This is a genomic window from Staphylococcus sp. AC872, from assembly GCF_979255425.1.
This window is the reverse complement of the sequence record NZ_CEEDKW010000004.1, coordinates 229,060-255,069: the sequence shown is the minus strand read 5'-3', so window position 1 is coordinate 255,069 and position 26,010 is coordinate 229,060. Positions and strand designations below refer to the sequence as shown.

At 31.8% G+C, this 26,010-nt stretch carries 32 protein-coding genes, 1 pseudogene and 1 riboswitch; of the genes and pseudogenes, 7 read left to right on the top strand and 26 right to left on the bottom strand.

The genetic code is table 11. The features are described from left to right. Window positions 1-4: 4 nt before the first annotated feature. Entirely contained in the window at window positions 5-784 is a 780-nt protein-coding gene (locus tag ACZ267_RS08510) for a TIGR01457 family HAD-type hydrolase (protein ID WP_015365240.1), read from the bottom strand. Between the two features lie 2 nt (window positions 785-786). After that, on the bottom strand, window positions 787-1,218 hold the full coding sequence (locus tag ACZ267_RS08505) for a DUF86 domain-containing protein (protein WP_002466677.1): 432 nt from the start codon (window positions 1,216-1,218) through the stop codon (window positions 787-789). A 105-nt stretch (window positions 1,219-1,323) separates the two neighbouring features. Between ACZ267_RS08505 and ACZ267_RS08500 the strand changes: the two genes are divergently transcribed. Further along, window positions 1,324-1,590, top strand: a complete 267-nt coding sequence (locus ACZ267_RS08500) for a DUF3055 domain-containing protein (RefSeq protein ID WP_002466670.1) — start codon at window positions 1,324-1,326, stop codon at window positions 1,588-1,590. Between the two features lie 74 nt (window positions 1,591-1,664). Here ACZ267_RS08500 and ACZ267_RS08495 read toward each other — a convergent pair whose 3' ends face one another. The 12 genes from ACZ267_RS08495 to sufC all read right to left on the bottom strand — a co-directional run bounded on the left by ACZ267_RS08495 (window position 1,665) and on the right by sufC (window position 14,313). Then, window positions 1,665-2,039, bottom strand: coding sequence for a YutD family protein (locus ACZ267_RS08495; protein WP_002466674.1), 375 nt, complete (start codon window positions 2,037-2,039; stop codon window positions 1,665-1,667). Between the two features lie 190 nt (window positions 2,040-2,229). Beyond that, window positions 2,230-3,147 carry a lipoyl synthase gene (gene lipA, locus ACZ267_RS08490; RefSeq protein ID WP_002466676.1) on the bottom strand — a complete coding sequence of 306 codons (918 nt, stop codon included), beginning with the start codon at window positions 3,145-3,147 and terminating at the stop codon, window positions 2,230-2,232. A gap of 84 nt (window positions 3,148-3,231) precedes the next feature. Then, window positions 3,232-4,551, bottom strand: coding sequence for a bifunctional metallophosphatase/5'-nucleotidase (locus tag ACZ267_RS08485; protein ID WP_002466666.1), 1,320 nt, complete (start codon window positions 4,549-4,551; stop codon window positions 3,232-3,234). 91 nt (window positions 4,552-4,642) lie between these two features. Further along, complete coding sequence (locus ACZ267_RS08480; protein ID WP_002466672.1) at window positions 4,643-5,470, bottom strand: sulfite exporter TauE/SafE family protein; 828 nt, start codon at window positions 5,468-5,470, stop codon at window positions 4,643-4,645. Window positions 5,471-5,483: 13 nt separating this feature from the next. Further along, window positions 5,484-6,332 (bottom strand): DUF72 domain-containing protein, encoded by an 849-nt coding sequence (locus ACZ267_RS08475; RefSeq protein ID WP_002466678.1) that lies wholly within the window; start codon window positions 6,330-6,332, stop codon window positions 5,484-5,486. A 161-nt stretch (window positions 6,333-6,493) separates the two neighbouring features. Continuing rightward, window positions 6,494-7,564 (bottom strand): NAD(P)H-dependent flavin oxidoreductase, encoded by a 1,071-nt coding sequence (locus ACZ267_RS08470; protein WP_015365243.1) that lies wholly within the window; start codon window positions 7,562-7,564, stop codon window positions 6,494-6,496. 14 nt (window positions 7,565-7,578) lie between these two features. After that, the gene (locus tag ACZ267_RS08465) at window positions 7,579-8,607 is read right to left on the bottom strand and encodes a hemolysin family protein (RefSeq protein WP_002466682.1); all 1,029 of its coding nucleotides are present in this window, start codon (window positions 8,605-8,607) and stop codon (window positions 7,579-7,581) included. Window positions 8,608-8,830: 223 nt separating this feature from the next. Beyond that, window positions 8,831-10,228: a Fe-S cluster assembly protein SufB gene (sufB, locus tag ACZ267_RS08460; RefSeq protein WP_002450844.1), complete on the bottom strand. Its 1,398-nt coding sequence runs from the start codon at window positions 10,226-10,228 to the stop codon at window positions 8,831-8,833. A gap of 173 nt (window positions 10,229-10,401) precedes the next feature. After that, entirely contained in the window at window positions 10,402-10,863 is a 462-nt protein-coding gene (sufU, locus tag ACZ267_RS08455) for a Fe-S cluster assembly sulfur transfer protein SufU (RefSeq protein WP_002450845.1), read from the bottom strand. Further along, window positions 10,853-12,103, bottom strand: coding sequence for a cysteine desulfurase (locus tag ACZ267_RS08450; RefSeq protein ID WP_463680310.1), 1,251 nt, complete (start codon window positions 12,101-12,103; stop codon window positions 10,853-10,855). The genes sufU and ACZ267_RS08450 overlap by 11 nt, the downstream gene beginning before the upstream one ends. A 35-nt stretch (window positions 12,104-12,138) precedes the next feature. Beyond that, window positions 12,139-13,446 (bottom strand): Fe-S cluster assembly protein SufD, encoded by a 1,308-nt coding sequence (sufD, locus tag ACZ267_RS08445; protein ID WP_079449048.1) that lies wholly within the window; start codon window positions 13,444-13,446, stop codon window positions 12,139-12,141. A 105-nt stretch (window positions 13,447-13,551) separates the two neighbouring features. Further along, window positions 13,552-14,313 (bottom strand): Fe-S cluster assembly ATPase SufC, encoded by a 762-nt coding sequence (sufC, locus tag ACZ267_RS08440; RefSeq protein WP_002450848.1) that lies wholly within the window; start codon window positions 14,311-14,313, stop codon window positions 13,552-13,554. 321 nt (window positions 14,314-14,634) lie between these two features. Here sufC and popT point away from each other — a divergent pair, with 321 nt between their 5' ends. Further along, window positions 14,635-15,495 carry a polyprenyl-phosphate transporter PopT gene (gene popT, locus ACZ267_RS08435; RefSeq protein WP_079449047.1) on the top strand — a complete coding sequence of 287 codons (861 nt, stop codon included), beginning with the start codon at window positions 14,635-14,637 and terminating at the stop codon, window positions 15,493-15,495. 53 nt (window positions 15,496-15,548) lie between these two features. On the opposite strand, the gene ACZ267_RS08430 is transcribed toward popT, so the two are convergent. From ACZ267_RS08430 to ACZ267_RS08395, 8 genes and pseudogenes are all read right to left on the bottom strand, one after another. Beyond that, window positions 15,549-15,719, bottom strand: a complete 171-nt coding sequence (locus ACZ267_RS08430) for a CsbD family protein (RefSeq protein WP_171001918.1) — start codon at window positions 15,717-15,719, stop codon at window positions 15,549-15,551. Window positions 15,720-16,134: 415 nt separating this feature from the next. Next, complete coding sequence (locus ACZ267_RS08425; RefSeq protein WP_002467439.1) at window positions 16,135-16,944, bottom strand: MetQ/NlpA family ABC transporter substrate-binding protein; 810 nt, start codon at window positions 16,942-16,944, stop codon at window positions 16,135-16,137. Window positions 16,945-16,962: 18 nt separating this feature from the next. Further along, window positions 16,963-17,658 (bottom strand): annotated as a pseudogene (locus tag ACZ267_RS08420) (methionine ABC transporter permease). Continuing rightward, window positions 17,651-18,676, bottom strand: a complete 1,026-nt coding sequence (locus ACZ267_RS08415; RefSeq protein ID WP_002467437.1) for a methionine ABC transporter ATP-binding protein — start codon at window positions 18,674-18,676, stop codon at window positions 17,651-17,653. The pseudogene ACZ267_RS08420 and the gene ACZ267_RS08415 overlap by 8 nt, the downstream one beginning before the upstream one ends. Window positions 18,677-18,766: 90 nt before the next feature. Further along, a riboswitch (SAM riboswitch) is annotated at window positions 18,767-18,869 on the bottom strand. A 57-nt stretch (window positions 18,870-18,926) separates the two neighbouring features. After that, a complete protein-coding gene (locus tag ACZ267_RS08410; RefSeq protein WP_002467441.1) occupies window positions 18,927-19,223 on the bottom strand; it encodes a thioredoxin family protein in 297 nt (98 codons plus the stop codon). Next, window positions 19,216-19,602 carry a toprim domain-containing protein gene (locus tag ACZ267_RS08405; protein WP_002450856.1) on the bottom strand — a complete coding sequence of 129 codons (387 nt, stop codon included), beginning with the start codon at window positions 19,600-19,602 and terminating at the stop codon, window positions 19,216-19,218. Before ACZ267_RS08405 ends, ACZ267_RS08410 begins: the two co-directional genes overlap by 8 nt. A gap of 308 nt (window positions 19,603-19,910) precedes the next feature. Further along, window positions 19,911-20,291, bottom strand: a complete 381-nt coding sequence (gene gcvH / locus ACZ267_RS08400) for a glycine cleavage system protein GcvH (RefSeq protein WP_002465947.1) — start codon at window positions 20,289-20,291, stop codon at window positions 19,911-19,913. Between the two features lie 175 nt (window positions 20,292-20,466). Then, window positions 20,467-20,820: an arsenate reductase family protein gene (locus ACZ267_RS08395; protein ID WP_002465944.1), complete on the bottom strand. Its 354-nt coding sequence runs from the start codon at window positions 20,818-20,820 to the stop codon at window positions 20,467-20,469. 140 nt (window positions 20,821-20,960) lie between these two features. Here ACZ267_RS08395 and ACZ267_RS08390 point away from each other — a divergent pair, with 140 nt between their 5' ends. Then, entirely contained in the window at window positions 20,961-21,284 is a 324-nt protein-coding gene (locus ACZ267_RS08390; protein ID WP_015365247.1) for a thioredoxin family protein, read from the top strand. Between the two features lie 111 nt (window positions 21,285-21,395). Here the strand turns inward: ACZ267_RS08390 and ACZ267_RS08385 are convergent, their stop codons facing one another. Together ACZ267_RS08385 and aroD are read right to left on the bottom strand one after the other, a co-directional pair. Then, window positions 21,396-21,935, bottom strand: coding sequence for a nitroreductase family protein (locus ACZ267_RS08385; protein ID WP_002465937.1), 540 nt, complete (start codon window positions 21,933-21,935; stop codon window positions 21,396-21,398). 77 nt (window positions 21,936-22,012) lie between these two features. Beyond that, the gene (gene aroD, locus ACZ267_RS08380) at window positions 22,013-22,729 is read right to left on the bottom strand and encodes a type I 3-dehydroquinate dehydratase (protein ID WP_002465941.1); all 717 of its coding nucleotides are present in this window, start codon (window positions 22,727-22,729) and stop codon (window positions 22,013-22,015) included. A 175-nt stretch (window positions 22,730-22,904) separates the two neighbouring features. Between aroD and ACZ267_RS08375 the strand changes: the two genes are divergently transcribed. Both ACZ267_RS08375 and ACZ267_RS08370 read left to right on the top strand, forming a co-directional pair. After that, window positions 22,905-23,327, top strand: a complete 423-nt coding sequence (locus ACZ267_RS08375) for an organic hydroperoxide resistance protein (protein ID WP_002450862.1) — start codon at window positions 22,905-22,907, stop codon at window positions 23,325-23,327. Between the two features lie 277 nt (window positions 23,328-23,604). Continuing rightward, window positions 23,605-24,099 carry a GNAT family N-acetyltransferase gene (locus tag ACZ267_RS08370; RefSeq protein ID WP_002465942.1) on the top strand — a complete coding sequence of 165 codons (495 nt, stop codon included), beginning with the start codon at window positions 23,605-23,607 and terminating at the stop codon, window positions 24,097-24,099. Between the two features lie 132 nt (window positions 24,100-24,231). Here ACZ267_RS08370 and ACZ267_RS08365 read toward each other — a convergent pair whose 3' ends face one another. Further along, a complete protein-coding gene (locus tag ACZ267_RS08365; RefSeq protein ID WP_002465945.1) occupies window positions 24,232-24,822 on the bottom strand; it encodes a histidine phosphatase family protein in 591 nt (196 codons plus the stop codon). Between the two features lie 208 nt (window positions 24,823-25,030). Here ACZ267_RS08365 and ACZ267_RS08360 point away from each other — a divergent pair, with 208 nt between their 5' ends. Continuing rightward, complete coding sequence (locus tag ACZ267_RS08360) at window positions 25,031-25,264, top strand: hypothetical protein (RefSeq protein ID WP_002450865.1); 234 nt, start codon at window positions 25,031-25,033, stop codon at window positions 25,262-25,264. On the opposite strand, the gene ACZ267_RS08355 is transcribed toward ACZ267_RS08360, so the two are convergent. Then, window positions 25,256-25,459, bottom strand: coding sequence for a sterile alpha motif-like domain-containing protein (locus tag ACZ267_RS08355; protein WP_463680309.1), 204 nt, complete (start codon window positions 25,457-25,459; stop codon window positions 25,256-25,258). The genes ACZ267_RS08360 and ACZ267_RS08355 overlap by 9 nt on opposite strands. 293 nt (window positions 25,460-25,752) lie before the next feature. Between ACZ267_RS08355 and tsaA the strand changes: the two genes are divergently transcribed. Further along, window positions 25,753-26,010, top strand: coding sequence for a type II toxin-antitoxin system antitoxin TsaA (gene tsaA / locus ACZ267_RS08350; RefSeq protein ID WP_015365250.1), 258 nt, complete (start codon window positions 25,753-25,755; stop codon window positions 26,008-26,010).

Genomic DNA, 26,010 nt, shown 5'->3' with positions numbered 1-26,010 from the left:
AAATTTATTTTTCTAATGCACTAATAGTTTCATTTAAATCTTTAAATGAATATGTTGGTGGCACATCTTTTGTTTGAATTTCATCAAATGTTGTTACACCTGTTTGTACATGTATCGTATCAATACCAACATTGATACCTGACATAATATCCGTGTCATATAAATCACCAACCATGGCTACATCCTGTTTATCAAGTTGTAATATATCTAATGATTTTTCCATGATAATTGTTTCCGGTTTACCGATGAATTGTGGTTGAACACCAGTAGAAACTGTTACAACACTTGTTATCGCACCATTACCAGGTAAAAAGCCACGTTCTTTTGGTATTGAAACATCTGGATTAGTTGAAATAAATGTTGCACCTTTTCTTACTGCAAGTGTTGCAATCGCAAGCTTTTCATATGTTACATTTTCATCTAAACCAATGACAACATAATCTACATTTTCATCTTCTTTAACTACAAGACCAGCTTCAGTTAGAGCAGTATGTAAACCTTCTCCACCTAACATGTATACAGAAGCACCTGGTGATTTTTCTGAGATATAATCTGCAGTTGCTAATGCAGACGTAACCACCTCATTTGCAGTTGCATTAATGTTCATTTCATGTAATTTTGCTGCGACCTGTTCAGGTGTTTTTGTTGAGTTATTTGTTACATATAAATGAGGGATTTGATTTTGATTTAAATAATCAATAAATTGACTTGCACCATCAATTTCATCAGTACCTTTATACATCGTTCCATCTAAATCAATTAAATATGCCTTGTAATGCTTCACGCTTAATTCTCTCCTTTACCAAATGCAGTAATTGGAACATTTTCATTATTTAAAAATTGCACGACCTCATCGATAAATTGTTTATAAAATGGTAATGCATGATCAAATAATGGTTCAATTTCCTTAGTATCTAGTTGAATGTAGTTGTGTGCAAATTGCTTTCTAACATCAACAGTTTGATTAATATGCTCTTGTGTCTCTTTTGAAATGACGTTTTCTAATTCTAAAATATCGATGACATCTTTATAATTACCTGGATCTCTTAAAATAAATCCATCAATAATCATATTGCCAATATCGACTGAAGATTCGATTAACATCTGTGCAATTCTTTCAAATGCATATTGATTTTTTTTATTTGTTTCATAATCATTCGTTAATTGTTGTAAGTAATTCAGTTTTTCTGAAAGTTTATCTTTGTCTACAAAATACATTCCTTAGTCACCTCTTATTATCTTAATCATATCACAACTTTGCAGTACACTTCATTTGTCGTTATACTAACTTTAGTAAATTTCGTATTAAAGGGGTCTTAAAAAATGATTGATATGTACTTATATGATGATGAAGAACAAAGCCAAGTTCAATTTGTGGGCTTTGTTGGAGAACATAGTCGATACGATTTGATGTTAGTACAAACAGATCGTCATTATGGAAAAACACTTGTCTTAAATATGCAGACTAATAAATTTGGTATCATAGGATCAGATGATATTGAAGAAGAAGGTTATATCGCTCATATTCTTGGCGTATCATCTGAAGAAGGCGATGAAATCATAGAATATCTTAATGAAGTTATTCAATAAAAATAAAGTAAATCTCCCTCTGCTTACGTTAGAGTATTTAGAGGGAGATCATTAATTTGATTATAGTTATATTATTATTTTTCAGTATCTTGGATTGTTGGTTGTATTTTGACATCATGTAATTTGTCTTCTTGATCTATAATTGCCGGGTCATCTATTCGTTGTTTTACTTCGATATTAGATAAATGCTTAACCACAAAATAAGGACACCCAAAATTACAATATTCCAATAAGTAGTCCTGAATACTTGAGAAGCGTTTACTGATTTCAGCTTTTTTATTTGTATCTTTATAGAAACCTTTTAAACGTAATTGATCGTATCCAAAGTCTCCAACGACATAATCATATTTATCTAATATATCTGAATATCTATTGGCAAATATCTCTTCATCGAAACACGCTCTATAATCTTCTATTAATTCAAAATATTGTTGTTCTACTTTTATCATTTTTTCACCTAATCCACTTCTCGAATGATTATGTCTCTATTTTAACAATTTTGACCTATAATATTCAATTTTACTCACTTTCATATACTGCATAGATAGTATTAAAAAACAAGAACCACTTCATTTATTCTCATAAAAAAGTGGTTCTATCAAAACATTCAACTTCATTTAATGAATGTCATTACTATGATTAGCTATTTAATTGTTCTTCACCTTGACGTTGTTTTTCTTTTGCAGCTTCATTAACTTGTTCGTCTGCATGATAAGAACTACGTACTAATGGTCCTGCTTGACAATGTTTAAATCCTTTTTCCATAGCTACTTTTCTCATTTTACCAAATTCTAATGGTGTATAATATTTTTCAACTTTTAAATGTTTACGTGAAGGTTGTAAATATTGACCTATAGTTAAAATATCTACATCATTGGCACGTAAATCATCCATTGTTTCATAAATTTCTTCCATTGTTTCCCCTAAGCCAACCATTAAACTTGATTTTGTAGGAATATCTGGTTGTAATTCTTTAGAACGACGTAAGAATTCTAATGTACGATCATATGTTGCACGAGCACGAACTCTAGGTGTCAAACGACGAACTGTTTCGATATTGTGATTTAAGATATCTGGTTTAGAAGCCATTAACGTTTCTAACGCGTCGTAGTCACCGCCCATGTCTGACGGTAAAATCTCAATTGTAGTGAATGGGTTTCTTGCTCTAACTTTTCTTACTGTTTCAGCATACACATTTGAACCTGCATCACGTAAATCATCACGCGCTACCGCAGTAATAACAACATGTTTTAAGTTCATTAATTCTACTGATTCTGCAACACGTTCTGGTTCATTTAAGTCTAATTCGTTAGGCAAACCAGTTTTAACAGCACAGAAACGACAAGCACGTGTACATACAGCTCCTAAAATCATAAATGTAGCAGTACGTCTTTCTCCCCAACACTCATGTATATTTGGACACTTTGCTTCTTCGCAAACAGTGTGTAAATTCTTTTCACGCATCATTTTCTTAAGGCCAGTATAGTTTTCGTTCGTGTTCAGCTTTATTTTCAACCAATCTGGTTTTCGTAGTATTTCCTCATTTTTTGTAGCCATAACAACGCATACCCTCCTGTTTAATCTCTCTCTATTTTATTATAACGAAATTAACCATAAATTAAAATCTAATCTATTGTTATTTTAAAATTCTAGTAACTTTTGTTTAAATATATCCCGTAAAAATTCGGGCATGATATATTCTGTTGGAAGTCCTTTTAACGATGGGAAATATCTACCAAATGTATACATATCTACTGTTCCTAGAATATAATATTCATCATTTTGTATTTCTTTTCCATCAACAAAATAACGTCCTTCTGATTCTATAAAGCCTAATCGATATAAAATATATCCACCAAAAATGTCTCCTCGGAAACCAAGACCTTGTGCATGCTCATGCAGATATTCTTGCTTTTGACTTTTAACAATAACTTTTTTAAGTTCTTCTCCAGTCAATTTTACTCTTACAACATTGATAGGATGAGGTAACATACGATGAATATCGAATTCCGTGATTTCATCCGCATCAATGCCTTTGACAATTAACCCTGCATTTATAATTGTACAATCCGCATTTGTGAATTCATAGACACTTTCTGCTAATAAATACGACGTTTTTGTGATCACATCTGTTTTATTATCTAACTTAAGCGGGTGATTCACAACTGGCGTACTCATCATCGACTTACCTTCCTCATCAAAATTGGTATTTACTTCTGGTAAGGTTTCTAATGGATGCAAACACGCAGTCTTACTTGTGACCTTATTATCTTCAATTGTTAAGTTCACTTCTCCCAAATAGTGTCCATATTTACCAGCTGCTGCCATTAATACACCATTATTCATTTGACCGTGATCAAAATGATGATGTGTATGACTACCAAGAATTAAATCAATTTCAGGAATTTCTTGGCATAATTTCTCATCAAAAAACACGCCTACATGACTCATTACAATTAACACATCATAATGTCCGTCGTTAGCCTTTATTTCATCTTTGATGGATTCAAGTGGATCTGTAACAACCCAATCCAAAGCTCTATAAAATGGTGTGAATGGTGCTGTTGCAGCTACAAATAATATGCGGACACCATCTATTTCTTTTATATATGATGATGCTATACGGTTAGGCAGATGTCCCTCTTCATCAAATACATTGGCACAAATCACTTCAAATTGTGCATTTGTATATAAATTTTGTAATGCCTCATGCGAAATTGTCATACCTTCATTATTACCTATTGTTGCAATATCACATTTAGCTTCATTTAATAATTCTATATTTTTCTTTCCTAGGGTTGCTTGCGTAATCGGTGCTGATAAATCAACATGATCACCTATATCCAAATATAGTGAGGGATGTTGAAGTTTTGAGCGATGTTCTGTCATATATGATTGAATACGTGTATATTCGTTTAAATGACTATGAATATCATTAGTATGGTATATTGTTAACTTCAAAATGCTTCCCCCTTTTTAAGTTGTTTTGTTAAGCCATTATATAATGTAACATGTATCGTAAAAATAAATAGATATATGTACTTTTAACATTTTAAATAATAGATTTAATAATTAAATATGCACCTATTAGCAACATTACAGTACGTAACAACATTACAACTGTATCAGACTTAATAGAATGATTGACCTTAACACCAATTTTAGCGCCTATATAACTTGAAATAATAAGTACAATTGAATAATCCCAAGCCACATGACCTTGAATGATATGACCAATGGAACTCATCACACTTGAAAAGAAAATCATCATCATACTCGTTCCAACTGCCACATGAGGTGGAAATCTAAAAACAATTAGCATTAACGGTGTCATTAATGCTCCACCACCAATACCAAAAAGTCCTGTAAGAATACCAATCAATAAGGTAGCAACAAAAGCAACTAATGGTGGAACGCTATAATGATAAGTTTTTCCTTCTGCATCTATATATGTTTTCTCATATTTTGGTTTGTTAAATATTTTAAATGGTTTAATTTTATGTCTTACCATTAACAATATGGCTACAAATATCATAAATATCCCAAAGTAGAGATTAAATGACTTTAATGTTAAATACTGACTTAAAAAAGAACCAATTAATGACCCGGGTAATAATCCAAATAAGAAAATAGAACCGTTTTTAATGTCAACTTGTTTCGTTTTTAAATAGCCTAATGAGGACGACAACCCAGTCACAATGAGAATGACAGAGGATGTCCCTATTGCGATTTGAGTAGTAATACCATGTAAAATACTATGATCTACTCCGAGATAGACTAATGTAGGTACAATAATGATGCCACCGCCAATACCTACTATTGAACCTATAATCGCTGACAATCCACCAATGATAATTAATAATAAAATTGTTAATAACATTTACTTTCGCCTCTTAGAATAATTTTAGTTGTTGTGGTGCGAGTCCTTCATAGTCAATACCGAGAATATTTTGATATGTTTTAGCATTTTGAGCTGCATGACCACCAGAGTTATTATTAAAAACAACGTATACTTTTTTAGCTTTTTGTTCTAAAATTTTAACCTTCTGTGCTAAATCCAGTAATTCTGTTTTATTATAATTGTATAGATATCTTACATCTCGCCATTCTTGATCGGTCATATCTTTTTTTGTCCAACCATGTACATTTCTTCCATGATATCTAACAAAAGCAATATCACTAGTTATTCTATTAACAAGTGGAATACTTGCATCTTTGACTTGGGGTTCATCTACAACCGCATGTATAATTTGATGTTCAGTTAAAAAGGACAACGTTTCCTCTTTAAATTGATCGTTAAACCAAGACTGGTGTCTGAATTCAACACACATTGGATAGTCTTGCAATTGTTGTTTAACATATAAAATATACTTAATATTTTGACTTGAACAATCAAACCATGGTGGAAATTGTACTAAAACCATTGCTAGTTTTTGACTTTCTTGTAATGGCGCCAACATTTCTTTAAATGCATCAAAGAGTTCTTGGCGTGTTTCTGAAAAATCTCTAAAATCTGCATGTAGCGTCAAAGCTTGATGTATTTTAACTACAAATTGAAACCTCTCTGGCGTTTCATTAATCCATTTCTTGATATTACGTTCTGGTTGAATCGCGTAGTATGATGCATCAAGTTCTACAATAGGAAAATGACTTGAATATGTTTTTAATTTATCTGATTTTCTAGCTAGATCTTCATATAATGTATCATGATCTCCCCAACCAGTTAGACCTATATTTATCATTTATATCACCAAATTAATGATACCACAGAATAAAACAACGATTCACTTTATCTATTTCAAATTTACAGATTCTTAGTAATCCATTATCAACTAACAGATTATGAATCTAATAATTAAAAAGCTCTCCCTTAATTATTTTAAGAGAGAGTTTGATTTAAGATTTATAAATTTGACATATCATTGATACGACTGACCATACGTTCTATTAAATCTGCAGCTTTTTGTTTTTCAGCTAATCTTGGTGATTGACCACTCCATATATGGGTTAGTTCACTTTCACCTTGTTGTACAGCAGCCTTTCTAATTTGAGCAGTTAACTGATTTTGTATCGGGTAATCTGGTATATCCCCTTGATATTCGTTCATTTCTTTAACGAATTGGTTATTAATACCACGAGCATTTTTGCCACTAAATACATTAGTGACCACTGTATCAGTCTCTTTACTTTTTAATATAGTGTCTTTAAGTAACTCGTTTGCTCCACTTTCATGAGAAGTTAAGAATGCAGTTCCCATTTGCACTCCTTGTGCTCCTAACATTAGACTGGCAAGTAAACCTCTTTCCTCCATAATACCACCAGCTGCGACAACAGGTATAGATACATGGTCGACAATTTGAGGTACTAAAGACATTGTGCCAACCATTGGTTCAGTACTATGACCAATTTGTAAGAACGCTCCTCTATGCCCTCCCGCTTCACTTCCTTGTGCTACGACGATATCTATTCCTGCCTTTTCATTTTCTATAGCTTCTTCTACTGTTGTAGCTGTACCAATCAATATCACTTGATGTTCTTTTAACTTTTTAATAGTTAGCGCATCAGGGATACCGAATGTAAAACTACAGATTGGTACTTTATACTTAATAATCATGTTTACAGCTTCATTAAACTTTTGAGTTTCGTCAATGTTAACCACTGGTTCCTCTAAATGAAAAGCTCTTCTATACGGTTTTAGCCATTCATTCATTTGATCGACCTGTAGTGGATTTACAGTGGCATTTTGATTAGGTACAAATAAATTGACACCAAACGGTTGAGAGGACTTTTCTTTTACTGCTTTAATTTCACTTTCCAACTTATCAATACTAAAATATCCAGCTCCTATAGTACCAAGTCCACCTTTTTCACTGACAGTAGCAACTAAAGATGCAGTAGTACTACCAGCCATACCTGCTTGTATAATGGGATATTGAATGCCTAATAAACGTGTTAACTTATTGTCATTCCACATTTTACTCACCTTTTCTAATTATTACGCTTTGTTTTATTGAGATAGGTTTGCTTTTCTAATTTTTCCTCTTCTTCTTTATCTAATTCGTCTTCGATTTCCATTCCTAGCAACTCTTCTATTAAATCTTCATGTGAAACAATTGCGTCTGTCCCTCCAAATTCGTCTAGTACGATTGCTAAATGTTTTCTAGAAACCGTCATTTTTCTAAGTACCCATTCAGCCCTATTATGTTCATTTACAAATAAGGGGTCTGATGAGAAATTAGTTATTGATTCGTATTTTTTCTTACTCCATGCTAATAGATATTTAGAATGGAATACACCTACGACATGATCTATATCCTCATCATAAATTGGATAACGTGTATATGGTTCATTCATTACTGTGTCATATGCTTCATCAAATGAAATATCTTTTGGAAATGCTACAACATTGACACGAGGCGTTGTATCTACATCCTTTATTTTAAGATTTTCAAAATCTAATACGCCTTTTAATCGATTCTGTTCTGTTTCATTAAATGCACCCTCACGTCCTGCAACAATCAACATTGTACGTATTTCTTCTTTAGAGTACTGATTATCATCAGATTTGTCATTTGAAAATGATTTACTAATTTTACTTGTAATAGTATTCAACATTTTTGTAATTGGTTTAAGAATGATAACAAATGTCCGAATGATTGGATATACAATACGTGAAGTTTTATCAGGATTCGCTGCTGCAATTGCTTTGGGTATCACTTCAGATACTAATACAATGATTATGATCATGATAATAATTGCAACTAATACATTAAATTGCATTTTAATAGCAAAGAGTGTTACAAGCACTGGTAATATGATATTACTTATATTTTTTATGATTAATATTGTAGTTATAAACTCACTTGGTTTATCTAATAATTGAGAAAGTTTTTGTGATCTTTGATTACCATTTTTCGCTTCAGTCTGAAATTTACTTTTGTTTGCTGCCGTTAATGCTGTTTCACTAAGTGAAAAAAAGAATGATACTAATAATAAGAATATGATAGCTATTATCATGAAGCATACCCCTTAGTCATACAAATTTTCTTTAATAATAATTAAAACATTCCCTTGAATATACTTTTATAAACTATTCAGTTCCTAGCGTTATCTTATAAATCATTTTTAATTAAAACTACCCAAATAAAAACTAGCCAATGGATTATTAAATCCATTGGCTAGCAATGACTGAGATTGATATCTCAAATTATATTAAACAATGTTCATCTATAAGTTATGTTTAACCAATAGATCCTTCCATTTCAAATTTGATTAATCTATTCATTTCTACTGCATATTCCATTGGTAATTCTTTTGTAAATGGTTCAATGAAGCCCATAACAATCATTTCAGTCGCTTCTTCTTCAGAGATACCACGACTCATTAAATAGAATAATTGTTCTTCTGATACTTTAGAAACTTTTGCTTCGTGTTCCAATGAAATATTATCGTTAAATACTTCATTATATGGAATAGTATCTGAAGTTGATTCATTATCTAAAATTAATGTGTCACATTCGATATTTGAACGTGCACCTTTTGCTTTACGTCCAAAATGAACAATACCACGATAGATAACTTTACCACCATTTTTAGAAATAGATTTAGAGACAATAGTCGAAGACGTATTCGGCGCTTTATGAATCATTTTAGCACCTGCGTCTTGAACTTGTCCTTTACCTGCAAATGCAATTGATAATGTGCTACCTTTTGCACCTTCGCCTAATAATACACAGTTAGGGTATTTCATCGTTAGCTTAGAACCTAAGTTACCGTCAACCCATTCCATATTACCATTCTCATGAACAAATGTACGTTTAGTAACTAAGTTATAAACATTATTTGCCCAGTTTTGAATTGTAGTGTAACGCACATGTGCATCTTTATGAACAATAATTTCAACTACTGCTGAGTGTAGTGAGCTTGTTGTATAAACTGGTGCAGTACAACCTTCTACATAGTTTACAGAAGCGCCTTCATCAGCAATGATTAATGTACGTTCAAATTGTCCCATATTTTCAGAGTTAATACGGAAATATGCTTGTAATGGTGTATCTAATTTAACGTTTTTAGGTACATAAATGAATGATCCACCTGACCAAACAGCTGAGTTTAATGCCGCAAATTTGTTGTCAGCAGCTGGAATAACTGTAGCGAAATATTCACGGAATAAATCTTCATTCTCACGTAATGCACTATCTGTGTCTTTGAAGATGATACCTTTTTCTTCTAATTCTTTTTCCATGTTGTGATAAACAACTTCGGATTCATATTGAGCAGATACACCTGCTAAATATTTTTGTTCAGCTTCAGGAATACCTAATTTATCAAATGTACGTTTGATTTCTTCAGGTACTTCATCCCATGAACGTTCAGTATGTTCTGATGGTTTTACATAGTAAGTAATGTCATCAAAGTCTAATTCTGATAAGTCGCCACCCCATTGAGGCATTGGCATTTTATAGAATAGTTTTAAAGCTTTCAAACGGAAATCAAGCATCCATTCAGGTTCATCTTTCATTTTTGAAATTTCTCTAACTATATTTTCAGTTAGACCTCGTTCTGATCTGAAAATGGAAACATCTTCGTCGTGGAAACCATATTTGTAATCCCCAACATCAGGTGCTTTTTTAGCCATTTCAATCACTCCTTATATATATTTAAACGTCATGCGTGAGATTTTTAATTACAAGTTTTAAATTGTTATCATATTATAACAACGATTAAGGAAAGTAAAAAGCCAACATGAATGATAAAATTCATTATCTAGTTCATGTTTACCCGTTATGTCAGATAGAAACATCTCCAGTCTTATTCTTCGGTAGTCCCTTCTGATTTACCTTCTTTTTCAACTGTTCCTTTTTCGAGCGCTTTCCAAGCTAAAGTGGCACATTTAATACGTGCAGGGAACTGAGAAACACCTTGTAATGCTTCAATGTCTCCCATTTCTTCAGTTATTTCGTAGTCTTCACCTAACATCATTTTTGTGAATTCTTGACTCATTTGCATCGCTTCAGCTAATGTGTGACCTTTTACTGCTTCGGTCATCATTGAGGCACTGGACATAGAGATTGAACAGCCTTCACCTTCGAATTTGGCATCATTAATAACGCCATCTTCTATGTCAAAGGTTAGTCGAATACGGTCACCACATGTTGGATTATTCATATCAACTGTCATCGAACCATTGTCTAATACGCCCTTGTTTCTAGGATTTTTATAATGATCCATAATTACAGATCGATAAAGTTGATCTAAATTATTAAAATTCATAAGAGAAAAACTCCTTCGTTTGTTTCAATGCATATACAAATTGGTCGATGTCTTGCTTATTATTGTATACATAAAAGCTTGCTCTAGCAGTTGAAGATACGCCTAACCATTTCATTAATGGTTGTGCACAATGATGTCCTGCTCTGACCGCAACACATTCTGTATCAACAGCAGTTGCAACATCATGCGGATGAATATCAGCTAAATTAAAGGTAATCACACCTGCACGTCTATCTTTAGGCGGACCGTAAATGTCTAAACCTTCAATTTCTGATAGTTGTTCATATGCATACTCTGTTAATTCTTTTTCATGTTGATGAATAGCATCGAATCCTAATTTTTCAATATAACGGATTGCTTCAGCTAAACCGATTGCTTGTGCAATTAAAGGTGTGCCTGCTTCGAATTTAGTTGGTAAATCTGCCCAAGTAGCATCATATTTACTTACAAAGTCAATCATATCGCCACCAAATTCAACAGGCTCCATGTCTTTAAGTAGTTCACGCTTACCGTACAACACACCGATACCTGTAGGACCTAACATTTTATGTCCACTAAAACTGTAAAAGTCTGCATCAATATCTTGCATATCTAATGCCATATGTGGTGCTGCTTGTGCACCATCAACACTAATAATAGCACCATGTTGATGCGCAATTTCTGCTATTGTTTTCACATCATTAATTGTCCCTAAAACATTAGAAACATGTGCGATAGCAACAATCTTAGTATTATCATTAATTGTCGCTTTAATGTCATCAATATTTAGTTCGCCTTGGTCTGTCATTGGAATGAATTTTAATGATGCTTTTTTACGTTTGGCAAGTTGTTGCCATGGCACAATATTAGCGTGATGCTCCATTTCAGTAACTACAATTTCATCGCCTTCTTCAACATTAGCATCACCATAGCTATGTGCAACAATGTTAATGGACGCTGTTGTTCCTCTTGTAAAGATGATTTCTTCAAAATATTTTGCATTGATGAAACGTCTTACCGTTTCACGAGCACTCTCATATCCATCTGTAGCTAAAGAACCTAATGTGTGAACTCCTCTGTGTACATTAGAGTTATAACGCTTATAATAATCATCTAATACATTTAATACTTGAACTGGTGTTTGGCTTGTCGCAGTTGAATCAAGATAAGCTAAACGTTTGCCATTAACTTGTTGCTCTAAAATCGGAAAATCTTTAATAACTTCATTAACGTCAAATGATTGTTCGGCCACTTTATTCACGACCTTTCTTTAATTAAAAATCTCTTATTTGTAGTTTATTTAGATACTTTAAGCTCAATAACTTCTCTTAATTGACGTTTTACGTCTTCAATTGGCAATTCTCTAACAACTGGGTCTAAGAATCCATGAATAACTAGGCGTTCAGCTTCTCTTCTAGAAATACCACGGCTCATTAAGTAGTATAGTTGTTCTGGATCTACACGACCTACAGACGCTGCGTGTCCCGCTTCTACATCATCTTCATCGATTAATAAGATAGGGTTAGCATCTCCTCGTGCATTTTCAGAAAGCATTAACACACGTGATTCTTGGTTTGCGATTGATTTAGTACCACCATGTTTGATGTAACCAATACCGTTAAATACAGAAGATGCATTTTCTTTCATTACACCATGTTTTAAGATATAGCCATCTGTCTCTTTACCATATTGAACAATTTTAGAAGTTAAATTAATTTTTTGGTCACCAGTACCGACTACAACAGATTTAAGTTCACTTGTTGAACGGTCACCCATTAAGTTTGTAGTATTATCAATAATTTGACTTCCTTCATTCATTAATCCTAAAGCCCAATTAATTGATGCATCCGCTTCTGTAGTACCTCTTCTAATGATATGTCCAGTAAATCCTTTATCTAAATAGTCTACTGAACCATACGTAATATTAGAATTTGCACCTGCGATAACTTCAGAAACAATATTAATTTGATTTCCTTCACCGGTTGCATTAGATAAATAGTTTTCGACATAAGTTACTTCTGCACTTTGCTCAGTAACGATGATGACGTGATTATAAAAACTTGTATTTTCATCATCATGTAACACAACATATTGTACTGGATGCTCAACTACTACATTTTTAGGTACGTAAACGAATACGCCACCATTCATTAAAGCAGTGTGTAAAGCAGTTAAACGGTGTTCATCAACATTTACAGCATCTGTCATATAATATTTTTGAACTAAATCACTATGATTAACAAGCGCTTCTGATAAACCTTCAATAATGACACCATCATTTTTAGCTTGCTCAGAAACTTGTGTGTAAGCTAAGTCATTATTATGTTGAATAACTAAGTTTTCAGTATTTTCAACATCGATAATTTTCTTAACAGATTCAGGTAGTTCTTCTAAACTTTGATATACACTGCCTTCAGTGTGATGTTGTTTAAAACTATCAAAGTCCCATTTTCTTAATTTTGTTTTATCAGGTTTTGGCATTTCTAAAGTTTCTGTTAATTTCAACGCTTTATTACGTAATTCTGTCATCCAAGAAGGTTCATTGTGCGCTTTTGAATAATCAACAAGTTGTTCTTCAGAAATGTTCAAAGTTTCAGTTGTCATAACTCTTATCCTCCCACTTGATGAAATAGTATTAATAAGTCAATGTTCAGTTTCATCATTTATACGAACATCTCAACGAGCTTACAATCGATGAATCAATATCGATTATTCAGCTGCACCAAATTCTTCTTTAACCCATTCGTAACCTTCTTCTTCAAGACGTTTCGCTAACTCTGGTCCTCCAGATTTAACTACTTTACCACCATACATAACATGTACTTTGTCAGGTGTAATATAGTTTAATAAACGTTGATAGTGAGTAATCATTAATGCACCGAAATCTTCTCCACGCATTTGATTAATACCTTTAGATACTACTTTTAACGCATCAATATCTAAACCTGAGTCAATTTCATCTAAAATTGCAAACTTAGGTTCTAACATCATTAATTGTAGGATTTCGTTACGTTTTTTCTCTCCGCCTGAGAAACCTTCATTTAGATAACGTTGTGCCATATCTTGGTCAATATCTAAGAAATCCATTTCTTTATCTAATTTTTTAATAAATTGCATTAAGTTGATTTCTTGTCCTTCTTCACGTTTAGCATTGATTGCTGAACGCATGAAATCAGCGTTAGTAACACCTGTTATCTCTGAAGGATATTGCATTGCTAAGAATAATCCTGCTTTAGCTCTTTCATCAACTTCTAATTCTAAAATGTTAACACCATCAAGTAATACTTCACCTTGTGTTACTTCATAGCTTGGATGACCCATAATTGCAGATGATAATGTTGATTTACCAGTACCATTTGGTCCCATAATGGCATGAATTTCCCCAGTATTAATTGTTAAATTAACACCTTTTAAAATTTCTTTATCGTCAATAGACACGTGTAGGTCTTTAATTTCTAATGTTGATGACATTTATATTCCCTCCATAAAATATAAAGTTTTCTTAACTAGTTTATAATAATTTTAATCTGTAGTCAAAAAGCCTTTGGAATTTTCAATCCTGTTCATTATAACGTACTTACTGGATAATATAAACTTTTTAAAACCGTAAATTAGAGTAATTCTTTTCAAAAAACGATTTTCATCTATTGTTTTTAGTTATTTCAAATGATAACGAAATATGCATCTTTCTCAATAGACACTTTTTAGACAAATAGTTGTTTTATTTAACTCAAGCCAATGAATTATGTTATTATACACTTTAACCTTTTAGGGTTAAGAAAGGAGACATTAATGAAAAACTTTAAATGGATTAATGTATTAAAAGGTTTTGGTATGGGTACAAGTGATTTAGTACCTGGTGTCAGTGGTGGCACTATAGCACTTTTACTTGGAATTTATGATGGTTTTATTAGTTCCATTAGTGGCTTATTTTCAAGAAGGTTTTGGCCTAGTTTGAAATTTTTATTACCTATTATAATAGGTATGCTTTTAGCAATCGGTATATTAAGCAATCTATTTAACTATTTGCTTAGTACACATGAAATTCCAACAATGTTCTTTTTCACCGGGTTAATCATTGGAATTATTCCTTACCTTCTTAAAGTGTCACATTTTAAATCAACTTTTATAGCAAAGCATTACATTGTAGTTTTGGTTGGCATCGCAATATTGGTGATCATGACCCTACTTAATGGTGGAGACAAGCACACAGGAGAAACATTATCTTTATCTACTAGTCTTATTATTAAATATTATATTGCAGGTATATGTGCTTCTAGTGCAATGCTCTTACCAGGTATTTCAGGTTCATTTATGTTACTTATATTTGGTGCTTATGGTACTGTAATGTATGCTATATCTCAATTAGTAAAATTTAATTTCAATGCTTTACCTATACTTTTAATAGTAGGTTTAGGTATCCTAACTGGATTCTTAGTGTCAAGTAAATTAATCCAATACTTGTTACATCATCATACAACCATGACATTCGCATTAATTATAGGCTTTGTTATTGGATCCATATTTGCTGTTTATCCAGGCTTACCTAAATCCGCTTTGACATGGATCATTTCTATTGTCACTTTAATTGTTGGCTTTATTGTTAGCTATGTCTTAGGACAAATAACTGCTAAAAATGAAGAACAAATATAAAAATAAGGCTCTCAAACACTAATGTGGATGAGAGCCTTTTGATTATTTAATAATTATTCTTTGTTACCTTTAACTTTATCGATAACATTATTTACTGCTTCTTTTACTTTACCAGAAGCTTTATCTTCTTTACCTTCTTTTTCAAGGTTTTCGTTATCAGTTACGTTACCTACAGTTTCTTTTACATTACCTTTTGCTTGTTCGAATTTATCTTCAGCCATGATGAATTCCTCCTAGTATTTATTTAGTAAGTTATTATGCTTAATTTATACCACTATTCATACTATATAAACATTTATTTTCAAAAAATTAATATTAATTGATGGTCTAATATGAAAATAATGCCTTTCAAATATATTACGCTTATAAAAAAGGGATGGTTAAATGTTTACAATAATTGTCCATATAGTAGCAATATTATTAATACTCATATCCTTGATTTTAATTATTAAAAATCAATTTACTAAGCCTGATAATAATGCTATGTTACCTTCTACACTTCTACTTATTGCTTCATTAATTTTGTTACTTTATAACCTATTTAAATGAGCTTATTAGATATTAAAAAAATTATACAAATGATATAAATATAAAAAATCCTCAAGCACTTTTGTCTTGAGGATTTTACTATTTCTATAATTATTCTGCTGGCACTACAGCACCATCATATTTTTTATTAATGTAGTCTTTAATTTCTTTTGAACGTAAAACTTTCATTAATTCTTTAATTTTCTTATCGTCTTTATGTCCATCTTTAACTGCGATTAAGTTAGCATATGGATTATCTTTAGCTTTTTCATAAGCGATTGAGTCTTTTTTAGGATTTAATTTTTGATCAATAGCATAATTTGAGTTAATGATAACTGCATCTGCATCTTGTTTTTGATAGATTTTTGGTAAGAATTCTGCTGATTGTTTGTTGTTAAATTTGATGTCTTTTTTGTTTTCAGTGATGTCACTGAATTTTGCGTCTTCAATTTTAACGCCTTTTTTAATTTTAATTAATCCTTCATCCACGAAGAATTTAAGGAAACGACCTTGTTCTGCAGGATTGTTAGAAACGTATACTGTTGCACCTTTAGGTAAATCTTTTAAGCTTTTATACTTTTTAGAGTAGACAGCCATTGGTTCTAATTCTACGTCACCAGCTGATTCAATTTTGTATCCTTTTTCTTTACTTTCAGTTTTTAAATAAGGTGTATGTTGGAAGAAGTTGGCATCTAATTCACCTTTATCTAATAATTTGTTAGGTGTTGTATAGTCGTTGATTGTTTGAATATCTAATTTATAACCTTTTTTCTCTAATAATGGTTTTGCTTTTTCTAAAATTTCTGCGTGAGGTGCAGGTGAAGCACCTACTTTAATTGTCTTGTCGTCATCCTTACCTCCACATGCTGCTAATGCTACAGTTAAAGATAATAATAATAAAATACCTAAAATTTTCTTCATTGATTTGTCCCCTTTTCTTTAGCGTTTATCAATTTTGTTTGTAACCCAGTCACCAATAAATTGGATGATGAATACAATGATTAAGATGAAAACTGTTGAAACTAAAATAACGTCTTTTTGATTTCGAGTGAAACCTGTTAAGTAAGCTAAGTTACCTAAACCACCAGCACCGATAACTCCGGCAATTGCTGTAGATCCCACTAATGCAATTGCTGTTACTGTTAAACCTGATACTAACGCCGGCATTGCTTCAGGTAGTAATACTTTTCTTACTACAGTCCAAGTATTAGCACCCATAGACCACGCTGCCTCAATTACCCCTTTATCTATCTCTTTGAAAGCAATTTCTACTAATCTAGCCTAGAATGGCGCTGCACCTATGATTAATGCAGGTAGTGCACCTGTTGGACCACTTATTGTGCCTAAAACGACACTTGTAAATGGTATTAATAACAAGATTAAAATGATGAACGGTATCGCTCTAAATAGGTTCACGATAAATGAAACGATTGAATAAAATATTCTTGCCACTTTTGAATGACTCTTAGCCGATAAAAATAATAAAACACCTAAAATCAATCCAAATATAAAAGCAAATATTGTTGATACGACAGTCATATAAAGTGTTTCAACAATGGCTTGCCAAACTTCTGGCCATTGGACGTTCGGCATTGTAATCATTTCTTGGAGTATTTCTCCAACTGACTTACCCATGTCTTAACACCTCCACATTCACATGTTTCTCATTAAGATTAGATTTGAAATCTTCGAAATTTTCAGAACTTATAAAAGGTATATGGATAACTAAAAATCCTAATGTACCATTTCTTGTATTTTTAATGTCAGCTTCTAAAATATTAACGTCAATCTGATGCGTTTTTGTAATGTACGATACAATTGGTTGAGTCGTATTTTCACCGTTAAAATTCAATCTAACTATGTAAGCATTGTTATCTAATGGTTCTAACGCATCTAATGATTCCTCAAAATCCTCATTTAAATCATCTTTTACAAATCGTCTCGTTACTTCGTGTTGTGGATTTTCAAATACTTGGCTAACTTGACCTTGTTCTATCACGCGTCCGTTTTCCATAACTGCGACTTCATCACAAATTCGGCGAATCACTTGCATTTCATGTGTGATTAACACGATTGTTAAATTTTGTTGCTCACGTATTTTTAATAATAAGTCTAAAATTTCATCTGTAGTTTGAGGATCAAGTGCACTTGTAGCTTCATCACAAAGCAATACTGTCGGATCATTGGCTAATGCTCTGGCAATACCAACTCTTTGTTTCTGTCCACCAGACAACTCAGATGGATAAGCATTTTCTCGTCCCTTCAAGCCTACAAGTTCTATTAATTCATTTGCCTTACGTTTTGCTTCTCCTCTAGATAATCCTGCAATTTCTAGTGGGAATGTAATATTTTTAAGTACAGTTCTCGACCATAGTAAATTAAAATGTTGGAAAATCATACTTACTTTTTGGCGCTTCTTACGTAAATCTGACTTCGATAATTGACTTATGCTATCTCCATCAATAATAACTTCTCCAGAAGTGGGTGCTTCTAAATTATTAAACATTCTAATTAAGGTACTCTTACCTGCTCCAGAAAAACCAATCACCCCAAAAATGGAACCGGATTGAATGTTTAAATCAACGTGATCTACAGCGAGTACGTCTTTATTTTTCGTATGATATCGTTTCACGATTTGTTTTAACTCAATCACGTTAATGCCTCCTTGTTTATAACTAATACAAATTAAAAAATGCTTCCTCAAAACTTTAGACTGTTTGAGAAAGCATTTTAAAATATCTTTCTCTCATCTTCTAAAGTTTACCTTTATGTGAATTGGCACCATTTCTATATAAGACGGTTGCCGGGCTTCGTAGGGCACATCCCTCCACCTCTCTCGATAAGAGTGTTTGCATGATTTAATTTTATTTAATCCTACCATCACGGTAGAGATTCGTCAATAATTATTTTAAATTTTCTAACAAATAAGGAACAGACCTAAACGCATACAATCTTTTTACTTCTTTATCCTTATTCATTAACATTAATACTGGTACTGACATAATTTGATGTGTTTCACTAAACTTTGGATGAAAGTTCATATCAATTTTCTTAACCGGAAGTTTCAAAATTTCATTTGCAATATCCAACATTCTTTCAGACACTTTACATGTACCGCATGTAGGCGTATATCCGAAAATGAGATGTTTATCTTCACCAAAGTTTTCAGTCACATCGTCTATTTCGATTGATTTACTCATTCACTAAAACTAACCTTTCAGTTTTTAAATTAGGTATAAGGGATTTCTCTTTTTTGCAATTAAATCCATGTTTGGTAAGTACATGCGCTAAATAATTTTTAGGACAATTGGCCACTTCGCAAAATGTTTTATCTACAAAAATATGTTCAGACTCACTTAAATACCGTTTGAACCATTTTCTAATTCGATCCCCTTCGTCATCTGAATCAGCTAAGACGAAAACTTGTTTACCATAAAGTGATTCTATCATATCATCTATCTTATCTATACTCATAGTACCATGCGTACAAATAATACTTACTGGTTCTGCAATGACTTGCTGCACTCGTTTTTTATCAGATTTACCTTCAACAATGATTACTTTATTCACAATAGTCATAAGTATTCACCCTTTAAAAATCGAAAATTAGCTATCACTATTTAATTCCACGAAGATGCTATTTATAAAACATATACTACAAAAACTTAAAATGAATTAACCATTTCATTACACTGTTAATATCTTTTTTACAAATAGCATCAATGTCTTTTTAAATCTAAGTTCATCAGATTATATGTACGCATGCCTATAAAATTCTTCCTTCGGTTCGCCTCTGCTTTCGCAATGGCATAAGTGTTTCTAAAATCTAAAGATTTAAGAAACACTAAAAAAAACTCCTTGATACGAGATCGAGGAGTTTGCAAATATTATTCGCCAATCATTTCTGAATATTGTTCTGCTGATAATAATTCGTCAATTTGGCTTTCGTCACTAATTTCTACTTTAACCATCCATGCTTTTTCGTATGGTGATTCGTTTACAAATTCAGGACTATCTTCTAATTCTTCATTAACTTCAACTACTTTACCAGTAATTGGTGCATATAATTCAGATACAGTTTTTACAGATTCAACACTACCGAAAGTGTCGCCTTCGTTTAATTCATCATCAGTTTCAGGTAATTCAACGAATACGATATCACCTAACTCGTTTTGAGCATATTCAGTAATACCAATTGTCGCTACATTTCCTTCAACTTTAACCCATTCATGTTCTTTAGAGTATTTAAATTCGTTTGGTACTGCCACGATAAATCCCCTCCTAATTTTAAGTACATTTTAATGATGCCATACCCACAATTATCAATCAACTATTATCTAAAAATTTTAAACCTTTAAATATTCGGATTTAAGATGTAAATTGGTATTTTTATGACTTTATTAAAATGAAAGTTCACTTTTTATATTTTGAAATGGTATCCAATTATAACCAAGTATTTTTATACTCTTCTTCTTTAAAACCTAATGTGATTTTATCACCTAATATAGCTAAAGGTCTTTTCACTAACATGCCATCTGAAGCAAGTAATTCAAAACGTTCTTCGTCTGATAAATCATCTAATTTATTTTTTAAATCTAATTCACGATATTTGGCACCGTGTGTATTAAATAATTTTTTAGTGTCTACACCAGTTTTATCAACAATTTCTTTAAATTCATTTTTCGTTGGTGTATGTTGAACAATATCAATTGGTTCATAACTCACACCGTATTCATCTAAAAATTTTGCTGCTTTTTTGCAAGTTGTACAATTTGCATATTGGTAAAATTTAATCATCGCTTTGCCTCCTTTATCTCTTAAATCCAATATATCATGTTATTTTAGAAAACGCTCTACTTTTTAAGCTTATTTTTTTATTTAAGTATTTTCATCCGTTATAATAAATTTACTAAATTTTTTCAAAGGAGCTTTTATAAATGGAAAGTATTAAAACAACTGAACAATTTAACGACACTGTCCAAAACGATCAACCTGTTATCGTCAAATTCGAAGCAGGTTGGTGCCCTGATTGTAAAGCAATGGATATGTGGATAGACCCTATCGTTGAAAAATATAAGGATTATGAATGGTATACTGTAAATCGTGATGAATTGGAAGATGTAACTGCTGAAAATGATGTTATGGGTATTCCTAGTATTTTAGTATTTAAAAATGGTGAAAAGTTAGCTCATTTACACTCAGCAAATGCTAAATCTCCTGAACAAGTAGAATCATTCTTAGACGAAACATTCAATAAATAATATACAAAAAATGGTCGAGACATTGATTAAGTATCATAGTACCAACTTATTGGTTTATGACTTAGTTAACGTCTCGACCTTATTTTATTATATTGCTCTACATCATCACTTTTAATACTCTGAAATTAGGTCTCTATTCTTACGTTTAGCTTTTGTCATTGGTTCTTCTAAATCAGTAAGATATAAGAATCCTGCTAATATTTCATCATCTTCAATATTTAATGCTTTACGGATTTTAGGTTCAAAAATATATGCAGGTGATTTCCAACAAGTACCAATACCTGCTTCATAAAGTAACAACATTAAATTTTGGGCAAATGCACCGAATGCAAAGTAATTTTCTCTATTTTGACGTTGTCTTGGATCTGCTTTCATAATCAACAACAACATGCCGCCTAGTTTTGTCACTTTATCATAATGATCAGCTCGCTTTTCCGGACTATCGGGGAAAGCAAAGCGTGTGATATCTTCACTCATGTTTCCTAATCTATCTTTAGCAACATGTACAACTCTCCACGGCTCTCTCATACCATGGTTAGGAGCATCGGTAGCCTTTTCTATAGCCTCATATAAAGCATTATCATCGATAGTCATATCGTGTTTAAACTTCTTGACGCTTCTTCTGTTTGATATTGCATCTTGTAGTTCCAATCATATCGCTCCTTCTTCGTTCATTGATAATCTTTATCAATTATAAAATATATTAAGGTAATGTTCAAATCGTCGACTTACTTATTATAGAAATCTATTTGTTTTTTCAATTCTTCTACATGAATTTGTCCTGGAGCATGCGGTTCATTTAAGCAACCATAAGATACAGTACCACCAAATACGCCCTGTGCCGTACGACTAACTAAGCCTATATCCGACATTGCTATACCAACAATGTGCTGATTTAAAGCATCAGCCGAGTCTTTGACTGCCTCCAATAGATGTAATACATCCTTTTCATCATTAGGCATAACTGCCACTTTTAAATAGTCTGCTTCGAATTGGTGCATTTTATAATAAGTGAATTTTAATTCTTCTAATGATGGTGTTTCATTAAAATTATGATGTGATAGTACCACTTGAATGCCTTTTTGATGTGCCTTATTTATAAGAGTTAAATAAGTATTTTTGTCTTTTTGGTCATCCCATTCAATGTCTAACATGTCATAATTTGATTCATCAATGAGGTTTTGAATTACACTTTGATATTCAACTTCATTCACATAACCCTTACCTCCTTGGGAGTTAGATCTATATGTGATTAATACTTTAAATTCAAAAGGCAATTCATTTAACTCATCGACAACCTGATTAACTCCTGTAATATCTGCCCATTGATCTATTCGTAATTCAATAATATCAATACTGTCTTGAAAGAACTCTAAGTCTTTAAACAAGTCAGTTATCGTTGCTTCTTTAGGCGCAATCGTTACGGCTATATCTACCTTTTGCATATCAATCCCTCATTTCATTCAATACATCATTAATTGATAATTATTCTAAACTAAATTACATCAAACCGCCATAAAGTGCTTTGCAGTAACATATCTTAAAAAAAATTCACACATGATTGAGATGAATATTTACGGGTATAGAAAAATATATACAAAATATAGGAGGTAATCATATATGGCAGTTCAATATGAAACTAAAGCAACAAACGTTGGTGGACGTAAAGGACACGTTCAAACTGATGATAATGCGATAAATGTAGATGTATTACCACCACAACAAGCAGATGGTAAAGCAACAAACCCTGAGCAATTATTTGCCGCAGGTTATGCATCATGTTTTAATGGCGCGTTTGATTTAATCTTAAAACAAAATAAAGTACGTGATGCAGAGCCAGAAGTAACACTTACAGTAAGATTAGAAGATGATCCAGATGCTGAAAGTCCAAAATTAAGCGTAGATATTGACGCGAAAGTGAAAAATGTATTATCTCAAGAAGATGCTGAAAAATATCTTCAAGATGCACATGACTTCTGTCCATATTCTAAAGCGACACGCGGTAATATCGATGTCAATTTAAATGTTAAAGTAGAAGACTAAATAATAGTTTAAAAGATTAAATAAAAAGACACGTTCTTATAAGAACGTGTCTTTTTTTCATATAATCTCCTTAAGTAATTTTCCCCATCCTGACGATAACTCTGGTATACTGAATATATAATATACATAACCATGTAATTAAATAATTATTTTATCAAAATTTTCGAAAGTGTTTTTGTCTATTTTTAAATTATTATTGAAAGTTTTAATTAAATATTTTATTATGTAATTAACTAGCCACTTCAAATTAATCAACTATTTGAATCAGGAGGTCACTATGAACAACATACGTACATTAAACCTAGATGATTTAGCTTCATACAAATCACTTTTATCAGGGGAACATCACACATATTCATGGGATCGCTATTATTTGGATCATGTATCCGATGAAGCTTTGACAAAAATTTTATCTTCAGAAACAGCTCATATCAATGTTTTTGGTGCTTTTGAAGATGATGTCCTAGTTGCAACTGCAACATTGAGACAAAGCAAATATGTAGGTAAACAACATAAAGCAGTTATCCTAAATAACTTTGTAAAAGACAATGATGAAGTGATTAACAGAGAATTAATCAATTATATACTTCATTTTGCTGAACAAAAGAACTTAGAAACAATACTTACTTCAGTGACATCTAGTAATATCAGCGCTAAAGTATTTTTTAGTTCTCTAGGATTTGAAAATCTTGGTTTTGAGAAAAATGCTAGTAAAATTGGTGACGAATATTTTGATGAACATTGGCTATCTTATGATTTAAGAAAAAGCTAATATATGTCTTTGATTAAATTAAGGATATATGTGGGCCATATTCTAATTATGCATTCAAAGATTTAAACAAATTAAGATGATAAAATATATTAAAAGCTCAACATTGCCTTATTTGCAACGTCGAGCTTATTTTTATAATGTAGGATCAATCAATTCAATAAATTTAAATTGACCATCTTGATATTCAAATTTTAAAATATGACAATTTCCTATATCAAATGAACTACCCTCTTCATAACCCAAGCACTTTCTAATAAAAAGACCTATAGTACTACCATGACTTACAGCTAATGTTGTTTTATCACAATGATGTTCCATAATTTCAGTTAATGTATCTGTCATACGTTGTTCTACTTGTAAACGCGACTCTCCACCGAAAGGAACGACATAATCTCCATAAAGCGTTGTAGGCTGTTTGATTTTCTTAAGCAATTCAATACTTTCACCCTCAAAAACACCAAAATGCCATTCTTTTAAACCTTTTGACCGAACATATTTATGTTGATGGTTAGGTACAGCATTCTCAAGTGTATCACACGCTCGTTCCTGAGAAGATGAAAACAAGGTATCAAATTCAATATGATTATTCTCAAAATAACGTGCAGCGGCTTGAGCTTGTTCAATACCATGGTTTGTTAATGGTGAATCACTTGCCCCTTGGATTTTACCCTTTAAATTAAAAACAGTTTGACCATGTCTCATTAAATATAAAATCTTCGTCAATTTTTCACACCTCTACTAAACTACTATTCACAATTCGCTATACACTAAATGATAACGAGTTACTTATCTAATACCATTAAATCACTACTAAAGTCGTTAGTAAATCAACAATTTATTGATAAATTAACTGTCTGATAGGGTTTGACTACCCTTAAAAAGGGTATAACTTAACACTAGATTTACATTTGTTAAAGGAGTGTTAAATAAAATGGAGTCTCATGATTACAATTATGTGAACCCGCAAAATGTATCACTTGATTGGGAATGTTTTATAGTAAGTAAAAGTGATATGTTATTAGACGGCGTACCAAATGAGCTCATTAACACCTGGTTAGATAACGACATCATAAAGCCATTTAGTATCAAAAACAATGATATCAATTTTAAAACGAAAGACGTTTGGCATGCTTTAAACCAACAAAACTGGTATTACTTAAGTTAGTTGATATAAACTAATCGCTCTATTGGTGCTTTCAATAAGTTGAGGGCCCTTATAATTAGACAGCACATATGATCGAATAACATGCTTATTTTTTTCATCTTTTGGGAATTTGTGATCTTTATTAATATAGTTAGCTAAACTTCCAAATGGTGTATCATCATTAATAAAACCTATAATAAAATCATAAAATGTCATAATCACATACCCCCTTATCTTAATCAATAGTTGATTTGTATTTAATCTTATCAGAAAACTCGAGATTGTAAATGTGCAAAATTCAATTTTGCACATTTTTTATTAATTTGTAATATTTATTCAATTAATTGCTCCTTTTTCAGTTTGAAATTCATTTTTTCATTAATTTCTCATTATTTATTCACATTTAATTGATAGTTACAGCATTTCTATATTTACCAAATCTCAATTAATGATATGATAAGAATAAGGATTTTGAAATCAAAGATGCATTTTCCAGAGGTGAAGCACCTATGAAACTATACATTATACATGCAATCAATATTATTTTAACGATATTATTTATTATTTTTAATGTAATTATTACTTATAATGCAAACCTAGACGATACCTTATGGTTAGTGCCTGGATTAATTGTATGCGGTTTGATTATGATGATTAGTTTTGCTATTGCTATAACTAAAAAGGACTTGTTAAGTGAAGTTCTTTTCTTTATTAATATTATTCTTACACTGTACTACATTTATCCAATTTTTTATGATTTTCTTTAA

Bases quoted from the DNA above. Each gene is read 5' to 3' on its own strand.
- ACZ267_RS08505 (WP_002466677.1), bottom strand. From the start codon at position 1,218: ATGTATTTTGTAGACAAAGATAAACTTTCAGAAAAACTGAATTACTTA.
- ACZ267_RS08500 (WP_002466670.1), top strand. From the start codon at position 1,324: ATGATTGATATGTACTTATATGATGATGAAGAACAAAGCCAAGTTCAA.
- ACZ267_RS08495 (WP_002466674.1), bottom strand. From the start codon at position 2,039: ATGATAAAAGTAGAACAACAATATTTTGAATTAATAGAAGATTATAGA.
- lipA (WP_002466676.1), bottom strand. From the start codon at position 3,147: ATGGCTACAAAAAATGAGGAAATACTACGAAAACCAGATTGGTTGAAA.
- ACZ267_RS08480 (WP_002466672.1), bottom strand. From the start codon at position 5,470: ATGTTATTAACAATTTTATTATTAATTATCATTGGTGGATTGTCAGCG.
- ACZ267_RS08475 (WP_002466678.1), bottom strand. From the start codon at position 6,332: ATGATAAATATAGGTCTAACTGGTTGGGGAGATCATGATACATTATAT.
- ACZ267_RS08470 (WP_015365243.1), bottom strand. From the start codon at position 7,564: ATGTGGAATGACAATAAGTTAACACGTTTATTAGGCATTCAATATCCC.
- ACZ267_RS08465 (WP_002466682.1), bottom strand. From the start codon at position 8,607: ATGATAATAGCTATCATATTCTTATTATTAGTATCATTCTTTTTTTCA.
- sufB (WP_002450844.1), bottom strand. From the start codon at position 10,228: ATGGCTAAAAAAGCACCTGATGTTGGGGATTACAAATATGGTTTCCAC.
- sufU (WP_002450845.1), bottom strand. From the start codon at position 10,863: ATGAATTTTAATAATTTAGATCAACTTTATCGATCTGTAATTATGGAT.
- sufD (WP_079449048.1), bottom strand. From the start codon at position 13,446: ATGACAACTGAAACTTTGAACATTTCTGAAGAACAACTTGTTGATTAT.
- sufC (WP_002450848.1), bottom strand. From the start codon at position 14,313: ATGTCATCAACATTAGAAATTAAAGACCTACACGTGTCTATTGACGAT.
- popT (WP_079449047.1), top strand. From the start codon at position 14,635: ATGAAAAACTTTAAATGGATTAATGTATTAAAAGGTTTTGGTATGGGT.
- ACZ267_RS08425 (WP_002467439.1), bottom strand. From the start codon at position 16,944: ATGAAGAAAATTTTAGGTATTTTATTATTATTATCTTTAACTGTAGCA.
- ACZ267_RS08410 (WP_002467441.1), bottom strand. From the start codon at position 19,223: ATGAGTAAATCAATCGAAATAGACGATGTGACTGAAAACTTTGGTGAA.
- ACZ267_RS08405 (WP_002450856.1), bottom strand. From the start codon at position 19,602: ATGACTATTGTGAATAAAGTAATCATTGTTGAAGGTAAATCTGATAAA.
- ACZ267_RS08395 (WP_002465944.1), bottom strand. From the start codon at position 20,820: ATGATTAAATTTTACCAATATGCAAATTGTACAACTTGCAAAAAAGCA.
- ACZ267_RS08390 (WP_015365247.1), top strand. From the start codon at position 20,961: ATGGAAAGTATTAAAACAACTGAACAATTTAACGACACTGTCCAAAAC.
- aroD (WP_002465941.1), bottom strand. From the start codon at position 22,729: ATGCAAAAGGTAGATATAGCCGTAACGATTGCGCCTAAAGAAGCAACG.
- ACZ267_RS08375 (WP_002450862.1), top strand. From the start codon at position 22,905: ATGGCAGTTCAATATGAAACTAAAGCAACAAACGTTGGTGGACGTAAA.
- ACZ267_RS08370 (WP_002465942.1), top strand. From the start codon at position 23,605: ATGAACAACATACGTACATTAAACCTAGATGATTTAGCTTCATACAAA.
- ACZ267_RS08360 (WP_002450865.1), top strand. From the start codon at position 25,031: ATGGAGTCTCATGATTACAATTATGTGAACCCGCAAAATGTATCACTT.
- ACZ267_RS08355 (WP_463680309.1), bottom strand. From the start codon at position 25,459: ATGACATTTTATGATTTTATTATAGGTTTTATTAATGATGATACACCA.
- tsaA (WP_015365250.1), top strand. From the start codon at position 25,753: ATGAAACTATACATTATACATGCAATCAATATTATTTTAACGATATTA.